The 17515-nt window shown below is 73.9% G+C and carries 15 protein-coding genes; 10 read left to right on the top strand and 5 right to left on the bottom strand.

The genetic code is table 11. The annotated features are described in order from the left end of the window. Positions 1–142: 142 nt before the first annotated feature. Complete coding sequence (locus ACUW6W_RS04320; RefSeq protein WP_127435563.1) at positions 143–889, top strand: beta-ketoacyl-ACP reductase; 747 nt, start codon at positions 143–145, stop codon at positions 887–889. Positions 890–926: 37 nt separating this feature from the next. Continuing rightward, positions 927–1685: an SDR family oxidoreductase gene (locus ACUW6W_RS04325; RefSeq protein ID WP_127435562.1), complete on the top strand. Its 759-nt coding sequence runs from the start codon at positions 927–929 to the stop codon at positions 1683–1685. A gap of 73 nt (positions 1686–1758) precedes the next feature. Here the strand turns inward: ACUW6W_RS04325 and serB are convergent, their stop codons facing one another. Beyond that, positions 1759–2595, bottom strand: a complete 837-nt coding sequence (serB, locus tag ACUW6W_RS04330; protein WP_134377167.1) for a phosphoserine phosphatase SerB — start codon at positions 2593–2595, stop codon at positions 1759–1761. A gap of 86 nt (positions 2596–2681) precedes the next feature. Between serB and ACUW6W_RS04335 the strand changes: the two genes are divergently transcribed. From ACUW6W_RS04335 to ACUW6W_RS04360, 6 genes are all read left to right on the top strand, one after another. Further along, positions 2682–3506, top strand: coding sequence for an ABC transporter ATP-binding protein (locus ACUW6W_RS04335; protein ID WP_052520061.1), 825 nt, complete (start codon positions 2682–2684; stop codon positions 3504–3506). Beyond that, positions 3503–4348: a sulfite exporter TauE/SafE family protein gene (locus ACUW6W_RS04340; RefSeq protein WP_041103831.1), complete on the top strand. Its 846-nt coding sequence runs from the start codon at positions 3503–3505 to the stop codon at positions 4346–4348. Before ACUW6W_RS04335 ends, ACUW6W_RS04340 begins: the two co-directional genes overlap by 4 nt. Next, entirely contained in the window at positions 4341–5183 is an 843-nt protein-coding gene (locus tag ACUW6W_RS04345) for a TrmH family RNA methyltransferase (protein WP_454179853.1), read from the top strand. The genes ACUW6W_RS04340 and ACUW6W_RS04345 overlap by 8 nt, the downstream gene beginning before the upstream one ends. 109 nt (positions 5184–5292) lie before the next feature. After that, positions 5293–5550 (top strand): type B 50S ribosomal protein L31, encoded by a 258-nt coding sequence (locus tag ACUW6W_RS04350; RefSeq protein WP_036336843.1) that lies wholly within the window; start codon positions 5293–5295, stop codon positions 5548–5550. Positions 5551–5653: 103 nt separating this feature from the next. After that, a complete protein-coding gene (locus ACUW6W_RS04355) occupies positions 5654–6712 on the top strand; it encodes a lipoate--protein ligase family protein (protein WP_127435501.1) in 1059 nt (352 codons plus the stop codon). Positions 6713–7100: 388 nt separating this feature from the next. Then, on the top strand, positions 7101–7730 hold the full coding sequence (locus ACUW6W_RS04360) for a hypothetical protein (RefSeq protein ID WP_230277982.1): 630 nt from the start codon (positions 7101–7103) through the stop codon (positions 7728–7730). Between the two features lie 81 nt (positions 7731–7811). Here ACUW6W_RS04360 and pepN read toward each other — a convergent pair whose 3' ends face one another. Next, entirely contained in the window at positions 7812–10460 is a 2649-nt protein-coding gene (gene pepN, locus ACUW6W_RS04365) for an aminopeptidase N (protein WP_134377169.1), read from the bottom strand. A 103-nt stretch (positions 10461–10563) separates the two neighbouring features. Continuing rightward, on the bottom strand, positions 10564–11808 hold the full coding sequence (glgC, locus tag ACUW6W_RS04370; RefSeq protein ID WP_044658929.1) for a glucose-1-phosphate adenylyltransferase: 1245 nt from the start codon (positions 11806–11808) through the stop codon (positions 10564–10566). 113 nt (positions 11809–11921) lie between these two features. Between glgC and glgA the strand changes: the two genes are divergently transcribed. Then, positions 11922–13118 carry a glycogen synthase gene (gene glgA / locus ACUW6W_RS04375; RefSeq protein WP_044658928.1) on the top strand — a complete coding sequence of 399 codons (1197 nt, stop codon included), beginning with the start codon at positions 11922–11924 and terminating at the stop codon, positions 13116–13118. A gap of 76 nt (positions 13119–13194) precedes the next feature. Here glgA and ACUW6W_RS04380 read toward each other — a convergent pair whose 3' ends face one another. Then, a complete protein-coding gene (locus ACUW6W_RS04380; RefSeq protein ID WP_044658927.1) occupies positions 13195–15318 on the bottom strand; it encodes an acyl-CoA dehydrogenase family protein in 2124 nt (707 codons plus the stop codon). Further along, complete coding sequence (locus tag ACUW6W_RS04385; protein ID WP_036315211.1) at positions 15315–16028, bottom strand: TetR/AcrR family transcriptional regulator; 714 nt, start codon at positions 16026–16028, stop codon at positions 15315–15317. The genes ACUW6W_RS04380 and ACUW6W_RS04385 overlap by 4 nt, the downstream gene beginning before the upstream one ends. Positions 16029–16155: 127 nt before the next feature. Here ACUW6W_RS04385 and ACUW6W_RS04390 point away from each other — a divergent pair, with 127 nt between their 5' ends. After that, entirely contained in the window at positions 16156–17499 is a 1344-nt protein-coding gene (locus tag ACUW6W_RS04390) for an acetyl-CoA C-acetyltransferase (protein ID WP_036315208.1), read from the top strand. The last annotated feature ends 16 nt before the right edge of the window (positions 17500–17515 follow it).

A 17515-nucleotide genomic window follows, 5' to 3' on the forward strand; every position in this document is an offset into this window, starting at 1 on the left:
TGCGGGGCCCCCGCGCGGCCGCGGACGTAGAGTGGTGGTTCACATGCCGGCGCGCCCGCCGTCGGCGGCGTCCCGCAGGACGGCGTCGACGGCGCCGCGCCGGTGCTCCAGTCTAGTCCCGTCCCGTCCGGAAGGTGTTCCCATGGCCGATCAGACCACCACGCCCGCAGCGGACGCGCAGGCCGCCGGCCGCAGCGTCCTCGTCACGGGGGGCAACCGCGGCATCGGCCTGGCCATCGCCCGGGCGTTCGCCGCGAACGGCGACCGCGTGGCCATCACCTCCCGCTCGGGGGAGGGGCCGGAGGGGGTCCTCGCGGTCCGGGCCGACGTGACGGACGCGGCCTCCGTGGACGCGGCCTTCCGCGAGGTCGAGCAGGCCCACGGCCCGGTCGAGGTGCTCGTGGCCAACGCCGGGATCACCCACGACCAGCTGCTGCTGCGCATGTCCGAGGATGACTTCACCTCGGTGATCGACACGAACCTCACCGGCGCCTTCCGCGTGGTGCAGCGCGCCACCAAGGGCATGATACGCCTGAAGCGCGGCCGCATCGTCCTGATCTCCTCCGTGGTGGGCCTGCTCGGCTCGCCCGGCCAGGTCAACTACGCCGCCTCCAAGTCCGGCCTCGTCGGGATGGCCCGCTCGATCACGCGCGAGCTCGGCGCGCGCGGCATGACCGCGAACGTCGTGGCCCCCGGCTACATCGACACCGAGATGACGCAGTCCCTCGACGACGAGCTCAAGGCCCAGTACAAGACGTCCATCCCGGCCGGCCGCTTCGCCGCCCCGGAGGAGGTGGCCGGCGTCGTGCGCTGGCTGGCCTCGGACGAGGCCGCGTACATCTCCGGGGCCGTGATCCCCGTGGACGGCGGCCTGGGCATGGGCCACTGACGACCACCGACCGCTGAGCAGACAGGAAGCACAGAACATGACCGAGCAGGACCTGGCCGGACGCGGCGTCGTCGTCACCGGCTCCTCCCGCGGCATCGGAGCCGCCACCGCCGAGCTGCTGGCCGCCCGCGGCGCGGGCGTCGTGGTGAACTACCGCCAGAAGGCGCCGCGCGCGAACAAGGTGGTGCAGAGGATCGAGGAGGCCGGCGGCCGCGCCGTGGCCGTGGGCGGCGACGTGACCGTCGCCGAGGACCGGGCCGCGCTGCTGGACGCCGCCGTGGAGCACTTCGGCTCACTCGACGTGCTCGTGCTCAACGCCTCGGGCGGCATGGAGTCCCAGTTCGGCGAGGACTACGCCCTGAAGCTCAACCGTGACGCCCAGGCCGCGCTGGCCGACGCCGCGCTGGAGCGCATGGGCGCCGGCGGGCAGATCGTGTTCGTGACCTCCCACCAGGCGCACTTCATCGACGAGGTCGCCACCATGGACTCCTACGAGCCCGTGGCCCGCTCCAAGCGCGCCGGCGAGGACGCGCTGCGCGAGCGCATCCCCGCGTTCACGGAGAAGGGCGTGGGCTTCGTGGTGGTCTCCGGCGACATGATCGAGGGCACCATCACCGCCACCCTGCTCGACCGCGCCGAGCCCGGTGCCATCGAGGCCCGCCGCGAGGCCGCCGGCAAGCTCTACTCGGTGGAGGAGTTCGCCGCCGAGATCGCCTCTCTCGTGGGCCGCGACGACCTCGAGGTCGGCCACACCGAGCTCGTGGGCGGCGCCGAGGACTTCCTCGGGCAGGACTGAACCGCACCACACCCCTGACCACGAGGGCCGGATCCGTGGGATCCGGCCCTCGTGGCATCTCGGCTCGGGCGGCTCAGAGACCGAGGAGCCACCGCAGGGGGGTGAAGGAGGGCACGTCGACGACGACGTCCGCGTGCTCCCGGAGGATCGGCTTGGCGCACAGCGCCACGCCGCAGCCGGCCGCCTCGAGCAGATCGATGTCGTTGGCGCCGTCGCCCACGCCCACGGCCTGCTCGGGGGTGAGCCCCGCGTCCTCGGCCCAGGCGCGCAGCATGGCGGCCTTGGCCGCGCGGTCCACGACGTCGCCGAGCACCCTCCCGGTCAGGTGCCCGTCCCGCACCTCGAGCTCGTTGGCGCAGTAGGCGTGCACGCCCCACGCCTCGGCCAGCGGGGCGAGCACCTGGGTGAAGCCGCCGGAGACCGCGCACACCCGGCCGCCGGCCGCGGTGATGGCCTCGATCAGCGCGAGGGCTCCGTCGGTGGGCCGGATGGCCCGCACCACGTCCGCCACGACGCCCACGGGCAGCCCCGCGAGCGCCTCGACGCGCGCGTGCAGCGAGGCGGCGAAGTCGAGCTCACCGCGCATCGCCCGCTCCGTCACCTCAGCGACCTCGGCCTCGCGGCCGGCGTGGGCGGCGAGCAGCTCGATGACCTCCTGCCGGATCAGCGTGGAGTCCACGTCCGTCACCACGAGGGGCGCCGGCGCGGCGGCGACCGCCGCCGGCAGCGTGAGCACGTCCCACCCGGAGCCCGGCTCCGGGGCCGCCGCCCACTCGTCCGCGGCGAAGCGCCAGCCCAGCAGGCCGTCGTCGGTGAGCCGCTCGGCGTCGTCGGGCACGCCGGCCGGGGGCGCGTCCGTGACGAGGAGGGCGGGGTCGGCGGTGACGACGAGGCGGCGCAGGGTGCTCATGCGCGGCATCCTAGGCGGGGGTGCGGGCGCGGCCGGGCGTGCGTCGCATCGGCGACGCGCCGGCCGGCCGGACTAGGCTGGCCCCCATGACCACCCCCGCGCCTCCCGACGACTGGTTCCTCCCGGATGAGGACGCCGTGCTGCAGATGCGCCGCGTGCGCGTGCGCCGCGGCACCACCGACATCCTCGGCCCCCTGGACTGGACGGTCCGCGCGGGGCAGCGGTGGATCGTGATGGGCCCGAACGGCGCCGGCAAGTCCACGCTGCTCCAGCTGGCCGCGGCCCGCCTGCACCCGACCGCCGGCGACGTCGGCGTGCTGGACGAGGTGCTCGGCGCCGTCGACGTGTTCGAGCTGCGCCCGCGCATCGGCCTGTCCTCCGCCCAGCTCGCCGCCCAGGTGCCCGCGAACGAGACCGTGCAGGACGCCGTCGTCACCGCCGCCTACGGGATCACCGGCACGTGGCGCGAGCGGTACGAGACGGAGGATCGCGCCCGCGCGCTCGGCCTCGTGGCGACCTGGGGGCTCTCCCGCCTCGCGCACCGCGCGTTCGGCACCCTCTCCGACGGTGAGCGCAAGCGCGTGCTCATCGCCCGTGCCCTGATGACCGATCCCGAGCTGCTCCTGCTGGACGAGCCCGCCGCGGGCCTGGACCTCGCCGGGCGGGAGGACCTCGTGCGCCAGCTGACGGCGCTCGCCACGGACGAGGACGCGCCCGCGCTGGTCCTCGTCACGCACCACCTCGAGGAGGTGCCCCCGGGCTTCACGCATGCCCTGCTGCTGCGGGACGGCGGCGTCGTGGCGGCCGGGCCCATCGAGTCGACGCTCACCGAGGAGCACCTCTCCGCGGCGTTCGGCACGGACCTGAAGGTGACCCGCACAGGCGGTCGGTACACCGCCGTGGCCCGGTGACGGGGCTGCTGACCGCGCAGCTGCTGGGCATGGACCTGTGGCAGGTCCTGCTCGTGCTGCTCGCGGGGTTCTGGGCCGGCACGATCAACTCGGTGATCGGCTCGGGCACGCTCGTCACCTTCCCGACGCTCGTGGCGGTCGGGTTCCCGCCCGTGACGGCCCAGGTCTCCAACGCGATGGGCCTGGTGGCCTCGGGCTTCTCCGGCACGTACGGGTACCGCCGCGAGCTGGCCCAGTCCCGGGCGCTCCTGCCGAAGCTGACCGTCGCGTCCCTGCTCGGCGGGGTCATCGGCGCCGCGCTGCTCACCACGCTGCCCCCGGCCGTGTTCGGCTACGTCGCGCCGGTGCTGCTCGTGGTGGCCCTGACGGTCGTCGTGCTGCAGCCGCGCATCCAGGGGTGGGTCAGGCGTCGGGCGGAGGACCAGGGACCGACCCCCGGCGCGGACTCTCCCGTGCCGGTGGGCCCCGTGACCCCGACGCTGTGGACGCTCGTGTTCCTGACCGGCATCTACGGCGGCTACTTCGTGGCCGCCCAGGGCGTCATGCTCATGGCGATCTTCGGCGTGCTGCTGGTGGGCGGCACCCTCGTGCACGCCAACGCCGTGAAGACGTGGCTGTCGCTGGTGGTCAACCTCACCGCCGCGGCGTTCTACCTGGTGTTCGCCTTCGACCGCATCGACTGGCGGGCCGTGCTGTTGATCGCGCTCTCCTCGCTCGTGGGCGGGCTCGTGGGCGCGCGGATCGGGCGGCGCATCTCGCCGACGGCGCTGCGCGTCACCATCGTGATCGTGGGCCTGGCCGGGCTGGTGGTCATGGTGATGCGGCAGGTCTCGGGTGGGTGAGGGCGGGACCCGCGAGGTGCGCCTGGAGCGGATCGAGGACCTCGCCGACCCCCGCCTGGCCCCCTACACGACCATGACGGACGCGGCCCTGCGCCGTCGCGTCGACGCGGAGCACGGCGTCTTCCTCGCCGAGTCCTCCCAGGTGGTCCGCCGCGCGCTGGACGCCGGGCACACCCCGCGCTCCTTCCTGCTGGGGGACCGCTACCGCGGGTCCTTCGCGGACGTGCTCGCCGCCCATCCGGACGTCCCGGTCTTCACCGGACCCGACGACGTGCTCGAGGCCCTCACCGGCTTCCACCTGCACCGCGGCGCCCTGGCCGCGATGGACCGCCCCGCGCCCCGGCCGCTCGCCGACGTCCTCGCGGGCGCCCGGCGCGTGCTCATCGCCGAGGACCTCGTGGACCACACGAACCTGGGCGCCGTGGTGCGCTCCGCCGTCGCCCTCGGCTGGAACGCACTGCTGCTCACCCCGCAGGCCGCCGACCCGCTGTACCGGCGCGCCATCCGCGTCTCGATGGGCACGGTGTTCCGCCTGCCGTGGGCGCGCCTGCCCGGTCCGGTCGCCGAGTCGCTGCCCGCGCTGCGGGCGGCCGGGTTCGCGGTGGCCGCCCTCGAGGTGACGGAGCGGGCCGTGGGCCTGGACTCCGCTCGGATCGAGCCGCTGCGGACCGCCGAGCGTCTGGCCCTCGTCCTCGGCCAGGAGGGGCCGGGGGTCCGGCCCGAGACCCTCGCCCAGACCGACGCCGACGTCGTCATCCCCATGCCCGCCGGCGTCGACTCGCTGAACGTGGCCGCGGCCGCGGCGGTCGCGCTGTGGGAGCTGCGCGCACGCTGACCGGCCCGGGTGCGGTAGAGTGGGCGGCTGGCCCGCCGTCCGGCGGACCCCCTGACCACACCTCTCGCGCCCCTGGTCCCAATCAGGCGGCTGAAACGAAGGATGCACCATGAAGTCTGAGATCCACCCGGATTACCGCTACGTCATCTTCAACGACCTCGCCTCCGGTGAGAAGATCCTCACCCGCAGCACCGCGAACTCCGAGAAGACCGCGGAGTGGACCGATGGCAACACCTACCCGGTGATCGACGTCGAGATCTCGGCCGCCTCGCACCCGTTCTACACGGGCAAGCAGCGCATCATGGACACCGCCGGCCGCGTCGAGCGCTTCAACGCCCGCTTCAAGGGCTTCGGCGGCAAGAAGTGACCGCGGCGGCCTGAGCCGCGCGCCCACCACGACGACGGGCCCCGGGCCCCCGGAGCGATCCGGGCGGTGCGGGGCCCGTCGCGTCGCCCGTAGGCTGGCGGGCATGACGACTCTCCACGGTGAATACAAGGTGATCGGCGGCAAGCTGGTCGCGGCGGACCTGAGCCTCGCGGACGGCCGGATCGCGACCGCGAGCATCAACGGCGACTTCTTCCTCGAGCCGGACGAGGCGCTCGAGGACCTCAACGCGGCGGTGGCCGGGCTGTCCGCGGACGCCGAGCACCGGGTCATCCGGGAGGCCGTCGAGCGGGGGCTGCGCTCCGAGGCCGAGCTGTTCGGCGTGGACGCCTTCGCGGTCGCCTCGGCCGTGCGTCGGGCCCTCGGCAAGGCGACCACGTGGGGGGACCACGAGTGGGAGGTCATCGGGCCGGAGCCGATGCCGATCGCGCTGACCGTGGCCCTGGACGAGGTGCTCACCCGGCAGGTGGCCGAGGGACGTCGCAAGCCGACCCTGCGCCTGTGGCAGTGGAACGAGCCGGCCGTGGTGATCGGCGCCTTCCAGTCGCTCGCCAACGAGGTGGACCCCGAGGGGGCGCGGCGGCACGGCATCAACGTGGTGCGGCGGATCTCCGGCGGCGGCGCGATGTTCATGGAGGCGGACAACTGCGTCACGTACTCGATGCACGTGCCGTCGTCGCTGGTCGACGGGCTGGAGACGGCGGAGACCTACCCGTTCCTGGACGAGTGGACCATGGACGCGCTCTCCCGGCTCGGCGTGCACGCGTTCTACCAGCCGCTCAACGACATCGCCACGGACCAGGGGAAGATCGGCGGCGCCGCGCAGAAGCGGGTGGGCACGGCCGGGCTGCTGCACCACGTGACGATGAGCTACGACATCGACGCGGACAAGATGCTCGAGGTGCTGCGCATCGGCCGGGAGAAGCTGCGCGGCAAGGGCGTGACCTCGGCGAAGAAGCGCGTGGACCCGCTCCGGCGCCAGACCGGCGTCTCCCGCGCCGAGATCTGGGAGACCATGATGACCACCTTCGAGGAGCGCTACGGCGCCCGCCGCGTCGAGCTGGACGAGGCCACCCGTGAGGAGGCCGAGCAGCTGGCCCGCACCAAGTTCACGACCCCCGAGTGGACCGCGCGGGTGCCCTGAGCCGCCTGACGGCGTCCCGGCACCGTCCGGCACGCTTCCGTCCGGGGGCGGTTTGCGGTGGTATTCGACGTGAGTACCGCCCGAAACCGCCCCCGACGCGTCGAGGTGTGGCGGGGCGGCTCTGTCAGGATCGGACCATGACCCCCGACGACGACGCCCCCGTCCGCCTGATCGCCCGCTCCGACGCCCCGGGGCGCCCACGGTCGACCGTGGACGTCCACTGCGCCCTCGAGCTGGAGCTGGCCTCCGGCCGCCGCGTGCCTCTGCTCACGGACCGCGGCTGGACGAGCCGGGCGGCGGCCGCACGCCTGCCCAGGAGGAGACGCGACACTGGGACGCGCTGGCAGCGGTCGCGGCCGAGGCCGGGGTGCCGGTGGGGGCCGCAACGTTGCGCGAGCTGCCGCTCGTGGGGGAGACCTCGCCCGAGCTGGCCGCCCTCGTGGACCGGGCGCACCGCGAGGCCCGCGCCCTGAACCGGCTGCTCGGCGTCCACCCGCTGGCCCTCGGCACGGTCGCGCCGGCCGACGTGCTGGGCGCCGACGCGACCGCCGCGCTGCGGACCGGGCTGGCCGCGGGACTCGGCGTCGCGCCGACGGCGTGGGAGGACCCGGGCGTCGTGCTCGCGCCCGCCGCGGACGCCGACCCGGAGCTGCTGCACGTGGTCCTGCTGCACACGACCGCGGTGGTCGCCGGGCCACCCGCACTCGTGGCCCGCCTCGCGGACGCCGACGTCTCCGACCTGCTCGACGACGCCTCCCTCGGCGCGCACCTGCGCCGCCCGGTGGAGGACGTGTCGGCGGCCTGGCTCCACGCGGCCGACCGGCAGGCGCTGTCCCTCGACCCGGACGGCGGGGCCGCGCACGTGGCGCGCCACGCCGAACTGACGGCCGTGCTGGAGACGCGGCCCGTCGTCGTCGAGCGGGTGGGGATGCGCGACCGGGACGCCCAGCGCGCCGCCGACGCCGTGGGCCTGCGCCGGGTGGGCCGGGAACGCGTGCTCCGCGTCGCCGCGCCCTGAGCCACCGTGGTCACGACACGCCGTCTGTCCCGCAGGGACGCGGCGTGTCGTGACCACTCCGGGCTGGACCGGGCCGGCGGCTCAGCCCGCCGGCTGCGCCGCCTGCACGCGCAGGGACCGCCGCAGGGCGTCCGTGTGCTCCACGACCAGGCGCCGTAGGGCCCCCGGGGCGTCGGGGTGCTCGTCCAGCCAGCGCTGGGCCGCGGCCAGCGTCGGGTGCGACTCCTGCGCGTCCGCGTCGCCGGCCACCGCGTCCTGGCGGCCCGGGAACAGCCCGCCGATCGCGCGCGAGGCCAGCCCGTTGGATCGTGAGGCCCACACCGAGGTCAGGCGCGGCCAGAAGCCGGACTCGTAGGGGGCGAGGAGCTCGACCTCGCCCGCGGCGAAGCCGGCCGCCGTGGCCGAGAGCAGGTCGTTGGACAGCTCCGTGCCAGTGGCCGTGCGACCGGACATGACCGCCTCCCACGCCGCGGCCTTGACCTCGGCATCGGGGCGGGCGGCCGTGGCGAGGCGATGCCACGTGACCGTCTGGGCGGTGCGGCCGGCCTCGAGCTCCGCGTCCAGGCGGTCCTGGTCGGCCCGGCCGGTCGCGGCGAGGGCCTGGAGCACGAGCCAGCGCAGCTCCGCGTCGATCGCCAGGCCCGGCGCCGACGTCGCCGCGTCCTCGCCGAGCAGGGCGGCCTCGAGGGCCGCGGCCATCCCGACGTCGGCCCGCGCCAGCGTCGCCCACGTGCGGGCCGCGGTGCGCTGGCGGTCGGAGCCGGCCTCGAGCGTCCGGGTCTGTTCGGCCAGCACCTCGCCCACCAGAGCGCGCAGCGCGTCCCGGTCCTCGGCGCGGGCGTACTGGCCCACGGCCGCGGCGGCCTGCGCCAGTACCTGCGCGTGCACGCCCACGGTCGCGATCCGCGCGGACAGCGTCGCCACCGCGTCGAGGAACCGGGCGACCGGCAGCTCGCCGTCGCGGGTCATCGACCACAGGGCGGCCCACACGGTGGCCTCCGCGAGCGGGTCCGCGATGGGGTGGGTCAGGGCCGCGCGCAGCGACCCCGCATCGAGCGCGACGGCGGCGTAGGTGAGGTCCTCGTCGTTGGGCAGCACGAGGCGGACGCCCCCGGGGACCTCGAGGTCCGGCAGGGGCACGGCCGCGCCCTCCGCCCCACCCGGCACATCGGCGGTGACCTGGGCGGTGCGGCGCAGGACGCCGTCCTGCCCGGGCATGAAGACGCCGACCTTCAGCACGTGCGGGCGGAGGATCGGCCCGCCCGTGACCGGGTCCGCGCCCTCCTGGCGCAGCACCGGGGCGTCGCCGTCGACGTCGACCCGCAGCCGGGGCACGCCGGAGGTGTGCAGCCACGCGTCCGCCCACCCGCGCATGTCCCGCCCCGAGGCGGCCTCGAGCGCGGCCATGAAGTCGTCGAGGGAGGCGTTGCCCCACGCGTGGGCGGCGAAGTAGCGGTGTGCGGCGTCGAGGAACGCGTCCCGGCCCACGTAGGCGGCCAGCTGCTTGAGCACGGAGGCGCCCTTGGCGTAGGTGATGCCGTCGAAGTTCTGACGGGCGGCCTCGAGGTCGACGATGTCCGCGACGATGGGGTGTGTCGTCGGCATCTGGTCCTGCACGTACGCCCAGGCCTTGCGGCGGGACGCGAAGGTCACCCATGCGGTCCGGAAGTCGGTGGCCTCGTCCACGCCGAGGGCGCCCATGTAGTCCGCGAACGACTCCTTGAGCCACAGGTCGTCCCACCAGTGCATCGTCACGAGGTCGCCGAACCACATGTGCGCCATCTCGTGCAGGATCACGTTGGCCCGGCCCTCGTACTGGACCGCGGTGGCCCGCGAGGTGAACACGAAGTCCTCGGTGAAGGTCACGAGGCCCGGGTTCTCCATGGCGCCGAGGTTGTACTCGGGCACGAACGCCTGGTCGTACTTGCCCCACGGGTACGCGACGCCGAAGAGGTCGTGGAAGAACGTCAGCCCCCGCTTGGTCACGTCGAACACGGCCTCGGGGTCGAACGCGTCGGCCATCGTGCGCCGGGTGAACAGCCGCAGCGGCACGGCCTGCGCGCCGCTGGCCGGGTGACCGTCCCAGGCGTCCTCCCACTGCGCATAGGGGCCGGCGAGCAGCGTCGTGATGTAGGTGGACTGGGGGAGCGTCGGGGCGAACTCCACCCGGACGACACCGTCCCCGGCCGGCGTCCGGGACACCTCCGGCCGGTTCGAGGCCAGCACCCAGTCCTCGGGTCCGGTGAGGGAGAAGGTGAAGGCGGCCTTGAGGTCCGGCTGCTCGAAGTCCGGGAACACGCGGCGCGCGTCGGCGGGCTCGTACTGGGTGTAGAGGTAGACCTCGCCGTCGGCGGGGTCCGTGAAGCGGTGCAGGCCCTCGCCCGACCGGGAGTACACGGACCGGCCGACCAGCTCCACCACGTTCTGCGCCGCCAGGTCGGGCAGCAGAACCCGGGCCTGGCCCACGACCTCGGTCAGGTCCAGCGTCGTGCCGTTGAGGGTCACCGACTCCACGCCGCCGTGGATCCAGTCCAGGTGGGTCTGCACGCCCGGCTCAGCGCACGCGAAGCGGATCACGGTGCGGACCGGATAGGTGTCGGCCGCGGCGTCCCGGGCGTCGGAGAGGTCCACGTCCACGACGTAGTCCTGCACCGTGAGCAGGCGGGAGCGGTCCGCGGCCTCCGCGCGGGTGACGTTGGTGGCGTCGAGGTCGGGGGTGGTGTCGGTCAAGGCGAGCCTCCGGTCGGGGATCCAGCGGGGACGGCGACGCGCGGACACACCGCGGCGTGCCCGCGCGTCGGCGGTGGTCCGGGACCGGCGGCCCGGGGCCGCGTCAGTGCGGCGTCGGGACGGGCTGGCCCTTGGAGAGCACCGTCAGGCCGGATTCTGTCACGGTGTAGCCGTTCGCCTCGTCCTCCGCCCGGTCGAAGCCGATGCGCGCGCCCGGGGGCACGACCACGTTCTTGTCCAGGATCGCGTTGCGCACGTGGGCCCCCTCGCCGATCACGACGGAGTCCAGCAGCACCGACTGCTCCACCCACGCCTCGTTGTGCACGCGCACGTCCGTGGAGAGCACGGACTGGGCCACGGTGCCGCCGGAGATGACCACGCCCTGGGAGAGGATCGAGTCGTTCGCCGAGCCGGGGCGGCGGGTGGACGAGCGCACGAGCTTGGCCGGCGGGGAGACGGACTGGCGGGTGTAGAGCGGCCACTCGCGGTTGTAGAGGTTGAACTCCGGCCACGGCTGCACCAGGTCCATGTGCGCGTCGTAGTAGGAGTCCAGGGTGCCGACGTCCCGCCAGTAGTGCTTGCCGGCCGTGCCGCCGGGCACCTCGTTGGCGGTGAAGTCGTACACCCCGGCCTCGCCGCGCTCCACGAACAGCGGGATGATGTCTCCGCCCATGTCGTTGTTCGACTCGGGGTTCTCCTCGTCCTGGTTCAGCGCCGCCACGAGGGCGTCCGTGTCGAACACGTAGTTGCCCATCGAGGCCAGGAACTGCGTGGGGTCGTCCGGCAGGCCGGGGGTCGTCTCCGGCTTCTCCACGAACGCCGCGATCCGCGTCCTGTCCTGCGGGTCCGTCTCGATCACCCCGAACGAGGAGGCCAGCTCGAGCGGCTGGCGCACCGCGGCCACGGTCGCCTTGGCGCCCGAGGCGATGTGCTGGTCCACCATCTGCTGGAAGTCCATGTGGTAGACGTGGTCCGCGCCGATGACGACGACGATGTCCGGCCGTGCGTCGTGGATCAGGTTCATGGACTGGTAGATGGCGTTCGCGCTGCCCGTGAACCAGTCCTTGCCCCGGCGCTGCTGCGCCGGCACGGAGGCAACGTAGTTGTTCAGGAGCGTGGACATCCGCCACGTCTCGGAGATGTGGCGGTCCAGCGAGTGCGACTTGTACTGCGTCAGCACCACGATCTCGCGGTACCGGCTGTTGACCAGGTTGGAGAGCGCGAAGTCGATGAGGCGGTACGTGCCGCCGAACGGGACGGCCGGCTTGGCACGGTCGGCCGTCAGCGGCATCAGGCGCTTGCCCTCACCGCCCGCCAGCACGACCGAGAGGACCTTCTTCTGCACCATCTGTGTCACTCCTCGTGAGCCGGGTCGTCGCGACCCGCACGCGTGCTCGGGGCGTGCGGGGCATCCGTGCCGCCAGACTATCGACCCCCGCCGGGCTGAACTAGGTTGGGGGCGTGCGCATCGACATCGTGAGCAAAGAGTTCCCCCCGTCCATCTACGGCGGTGCCGGCGTCCACGTCGCCGAGCTGACCCGTGTCCTGGCCTCCCGCGCCGACGTCCGCGTGCACGCCTTCGGCGCGCCGCGCGACCCGGACTACCACGGGGCCCGCGTCCTGACGTACCCGAACCCGCCCGGGTTCGACGCCGCCAACGGGGCCGTGCAGACCCTGGCCACCGACCTCACGATCCTCGGCGACCTCGAGGGCGCCGACGTCATCCACTCCCACACCTGGTACGCCAACCTGGCCGGCCACCTCGGCAAGCTCCTGCACCAGACCCCCCACGTCCTCTCCGCGCACTCCCTCGAGCCGCTGCGCCCCTGGAAGGCGGAGCAGCTCGGCGGCGGCTACGCCCTGTCCAGCTGGGCCGAGCGCACGGCGTACCTCGGGGCGGACGCGGTCATCGCGGTCTCGGACGGCATGCGCCGGGACATCCTGGCCTGCTACCCGGACGTGGACCCGGCGAAGGTGCACACGGTCCACAACGGCATCGACACGCAGGTCTGGACCCCGCAGACCGGCACCGCCGCACTGGAGAAGTACGGAATCGACCCGGACAAGCCCTCCGTCGCGTTCGTCGGCCGCATCACGCGCCAGAAGGGCGTGCCCCACCTGCTCCGTGCGGCCCTGCGGCTGCCGGAGGACGTCCAGCTCGTGCTGTGCGTGGGCGCCCCGGACACCGCGGAGCTGGCGCACGAGGTGAACGAGTTGATCTCCGAGCTGCGGCGCACCCGCCAGGGCGTCGTCGTGATCGAGGGGATGATCCCGCGCCACGAGGTGATGGAGATCCTCACGGCCGCCACCGTGTTCGCCTGCCCCTCGGTCTACGAGCCGCTGGGCATCGTCAACCTCGAGGCGATGGCGTGCGGCACCGCCGTCGTCGCCTCCGCCGTGGGCGGCATCCCGGAGGTCGTGCAGGACGGCGAGACCGGCCTGCTCGTCCCCTTCGAGCAGGTCGACGACGGCACGGGGGCGCCCGTGGACGAGGAGAGGTTCGCCGCCGACTTCGCGGCCGCGCTCACCCGCGTCGTGGAGGACCCGGAGCGCGCCCGCGCGATGGGTGAGGCCGGCCGGGCCCGCGCGATCGAGCACTTCTCGTGGGAGACCATCGCGGAGCGCACGATCGAGGTCTACGAGGCCGTGCTGCGCTGAGCCCGCCCGACCACGCACACGGGCCCCCGCCACCGCGAGGTGACGGGGGCCCGTGTGCGTCCGGGGACGGCCACGGTCAGCCGCGGCGACCCCGCGCCGCCTTCTCGCGGGCGCGCACGGCCTTCTCATCCTCCGGCTCCTCGCCGGCGGCCCGGCGGGCCGTGAACCAGGCGTGGGCCTCCTCCTGGCGCTGGGTCTCGGCGTCCGTGGCCACCGCCATGCGCAGGTGCTCGGGCTCGAGGCCGAACGACTCGACGAGCTCGAGGGCGAAGGGGCGCAGCCGCTCGGCCAGCCGGTTGACGTAGCCGCGCAGGGCCCGGGCGCGCTGGCTCGAGACGCGGCCGTGGGCCACGAACCAGCCGAGGTCGTCCTCGATGAGGCGCAGCGCGAACAGGTCGCGCAGCCACGTCAGGACGGTCTTCGTGGTCTCATCCGTGATGCCCTCCAGGGCGCGGGTGAAGGCCTCCCACTGCAGAAGCTCGCCGTGGTTGCGGGCGGCCTCGATGAGCTCGTGCTGGCGCGTGTTGAACGCCTCCGCCTGCGCCGCCTGGCCCTTGCCCCGGGCCCCCGAGAGGGTGCCGGCGATGTCGGCGGTCTTGGCACGGACGCGCTCGGTGAGCAGCTCATGCTGGACGGCGGGGTCCTTGAACCAGTTCGCCGAGCGGCGCTCGGACCCGCCGTCGGCCACGGACTGGACGGCCTTGTGCAGGCCCGCACGGTGGAGGGCGTCCGAGGCCTGATGGACCACGTAGCGGGAGACGGCGCCCACATTGAGACGTCCGAACTCCTTCGAGTAGTCGGTCAGCAGACGCTTGCCCACGAGCTGCAGGAGCACCGTGTTGTCGCCCTCGAACGTGACGTACACGTCCAGGTCGGCGCGCATCTGGGCCACCCGGTTCTCGGCGAGGAACCCGGCGCCGCCGCACGCCTCGCGGGCCTCCTGCAGGGTGTCCAGGGCGTGCCACGTGGTCAGCGGCTTCACGGCCGCGGCGAGCGTCTCGAGCTCCTGCCGGTCCACGTCCGTGTCGGAGCGGCCCGAGAAGACGTCGTCGAACTTCTCGACGAGCTCGTTGGAGGCGAAGGCGTCCGCGTAGGCGCGGGCCAGGCGGTCGATGAGGCGGCGCTGGTGGTTCTGGTAGTCCAGCAGCACCTCCTCCCGCTGCGGGTCGGAGGCCTTGAACTGGCGGCGCTGCTCCGCGTAGGCCAGCGCACCGTGCAGGCCGAGGAAGGAGGCCGTGGTGGCGGCGAGGGACAGGGAGACGCGGCCCTGGACGAGCGTGCCGAGCATCGTGAAGAAGCGACGCCCGGGGGAGGCGATGGGCGAGGAGTAGGTGCCGTCCTCGGCCACGTCGCCGTAGCGGTTGAGGAGGTTGGTGCGCGGGATGCGGACCTGAGTGAAGTGCAGACGGCCGTTGTCGATGCCGTTCAGTCCGCCCTTGAGGCCGTCGTCCTCGCCGCCCACGCCGGGCAGGAAGGCGCCCTCCTCGTCCCGGATGGGGACGTAGAAGCAGTGCACGCCGTGGTTGACGCCCCGGGTGATCAGCTGCGCGAAGACCGTGGCCGCCCTGCCGTGCAGCGCGGCGTTGCCGAGGTAGTCCTTCCAGGCGCCCTTGAACGGGGTGTGGATGACGAACTCCTGGGTCGCCTCGTCGTACGTGGCGGTCGTCGCGATCGAGGCGACGTCCGAGCCGTGCCCGATCTCGGTCATGGCGAAGGCGCCCGGGACGCTCAGGTCCATCGCGCCCGGCAGCCACCGGCGGTGGTGCTCCGCGGTGCCCAGGTGCAGGATCGCCGAGCTGAACAGGCCCCACTGCACACCGGCCTTGATCTGCAGGGAGGGGTCGGCGAGCACGAGGTCACCGAAGGCGGCGAGGTTGCCGCCGTGGTTGTCCTCGCCGCCGAACTCGCGCGGGAAGGCGCGGTGGACCGCGTTGCGCTCCACGAGGACGCCCAGCTGCCGCAGGACGCGGGCGCGGTGCTCGTCCATGCCGAGCAGCGGGTCGCGCCACAGGGCGGGATCCTTGACCAGTTCGCGGGATTCGCGGCGCTCCGCGGCCCAGCGGCCGAGGAGGGCCTCCTCGAGGGCCGCGGCGTCGAGGGAGCCGGGCGTCGGCCGCTCGGGCGCGATCTCGGCGACGTCGGAGGGAACCTCGGTGCTGGGCGTCGAGGACTGGGGGGCGAGCTTCTCGTGGACGGTCATGACGATGCTCCTGTTCGTGAGTGGGGGCGGGCGCGGACGGCGTCCGCCGCCGCGGGTTCGAGGGCGGCGCCGGGCGCGGCGCCGATGAGGCCGGTGAGCAGCCAGTCGGCGATGGCGCGGGCCATCGCCTCGACCGGGATGCGACCGGCGGCCGGGGTCCGCAGCCAGGTCTCGGCGGCGGCCCGGACGAGGCCGACGGCGGCGCGCGGCCACAGGGCGAGCGGGTCCGCCGGCGCCGGGGCGTGGCCCCGCGCGGCCATCCCGCGCGCCAGGCCCGACTCGAGCATGGCGTAGACGCGCTCGAGGAACGGGCCCAGCACAGGGGCCTCGGCCGCGGCGGGGGACGGGGCGACGGCGAACGCGTACACCTCGGGCGACGTCGCCGCGACCGTGAGGTACACCTCGACCATGCGACGCAGCGCCTCGGGTTCGGAGACCGGTTCGTCCGCGACCTCGAGCAGGCGGCGCTCCATGTGGGCGGTGACCCGCTCGGACACCGCCAGGCGCAGGCCCTCGCGGTCGCCGAAATAGCGGTAGTAGACGGTCTTGGAGGTGCCCGCGTGGGACGCGATCTCCTCCATCGAGGCGTGTGCGCCCAGGGCGTGCACGGCCGACCGGGCGGCCCGGACCAGTTCCAGACGGCGCTCGGCGCGGTGCCGGTCCCAGCGGACGCTGCGACCGTCCCGGGCGGTGGACGTGACGGGATTCACGAAACCGAGCGTATCAGGTACTGTGGATCACAGTCACCCACCCCGCCGACGTCCGTATCGTCCGTATCGTCCGGGGTGACAACGCCCCCGCCGCGTCGGCGGTGGGCCCGCCGTCGAGAGGACCGTCATGACCCACCACGAGACCCCCGCGTCCGAGACCGCCTCCCGCCCCGCCGTCGCCGGTGGAGCGCTGCGCCCCGCCGTCATCCTGGGCGGCAACCGCATCCCCTTCGCCCGTGCCAACACCGCCTATGCCGAGGTCGGGAACCAGGAGATGCTCACGGCCACGCTCGACGGCCTCGTCGCGCGGTTCGGGCTCCAGGGCGAGCGCCTCGGTCAGGTCACCGCCGGCGCCGTCCTCAAGCACCCGCGCAACTTCAACCTCACCCGCGAGGCCGTCCTGGGCTCCGCGCTCTCCGCCGCGACCCCGGCCGCCGACGTCCAGGTGGCCTGCGCCACCGGCATGGAGGCCCTGGGCACCCTGGCCAACAAGATCCGGCTCGGTCAGCTCGACTCCGCCATCGGCGGCGGCGTGGACTCGATCTCGGACGCACCCGTCTCGCTCTCCGACGGTGCGCGCCGCGTGCTGCTGCAGCTGAACACCGCCAAGACCATGAAGGACCGCCTGCGCGCCCTCGCCCAGCTGCGCCCCGGGCAGCTCGTGCCCGAGCCGGCCGGTGCGGGCGAGCCGCGCACCGGCATGTCCATGGGCGAGCACCAGGCCCTGACCACCCACAAGTGGGGCATCACCCGTCAGGCCCAGGACGAGCTCGCCGCGGCCTCCCACCGGAACCTCGGCGCCGCGTACGCCGCCGGGTACATGGACGATCTGGTGACCCCGTTCCACGGCCTGGCCCGCGACAACAACCTCCGCCCCGACTCCACGCCGGAGAAGCTGGCCGGCCTGAAGCCCGCGTTCGGTCGCCAGCTGGGGGACGAGGCGACCATGACGGCCGCCAACTCCACCCCGCTCACCGACGGCGCCTCCGCGGTGCTGCTCTCCTCCGAGGAGTGGGCCGCCGAGCGCGGGCTTCCCGTGCTCGCCGAGTTCGTGGACATGGAGAACGCCGCCGTGGACTTCGTCGACGGGCACGAGGGCCTGCTCATGGCCCCGGCCTACGCCGTCCCGCGCCTGCTGGCCCGGCACGGGCTCACCCTCGACGACCTCGACTTCGTGGAGATCCACGAGGCGTTCGCCGGCACCGTCCTGTCCACCCTCGCCGCCTGGGAGGACGAGGAGTACTGCCGCGAGCGCCTCGGGCTGCCGGGTGCGCTGGGCTCGGTGGACCGCGCCCGGCTCAACGTGCACGGCTCCTCGTTGGCGGCGGGTCACCCCTTCGCCGCGACCGGCGGCCGCATCGTCGCCCTGCTGGCCAAGATGCTGCACGAGAAGGGGGAGGGCTCCCTCGGCCTCATCTCCGTCTGTGCCGCCGGCGGCCAGGGCATCGTCGCCCTGCTCCGCGGCCGCTGAGCCCCGACCGACCCGA

The organism is Micrococcus sp. 093350064-1 (assembly GCF_053627955.1).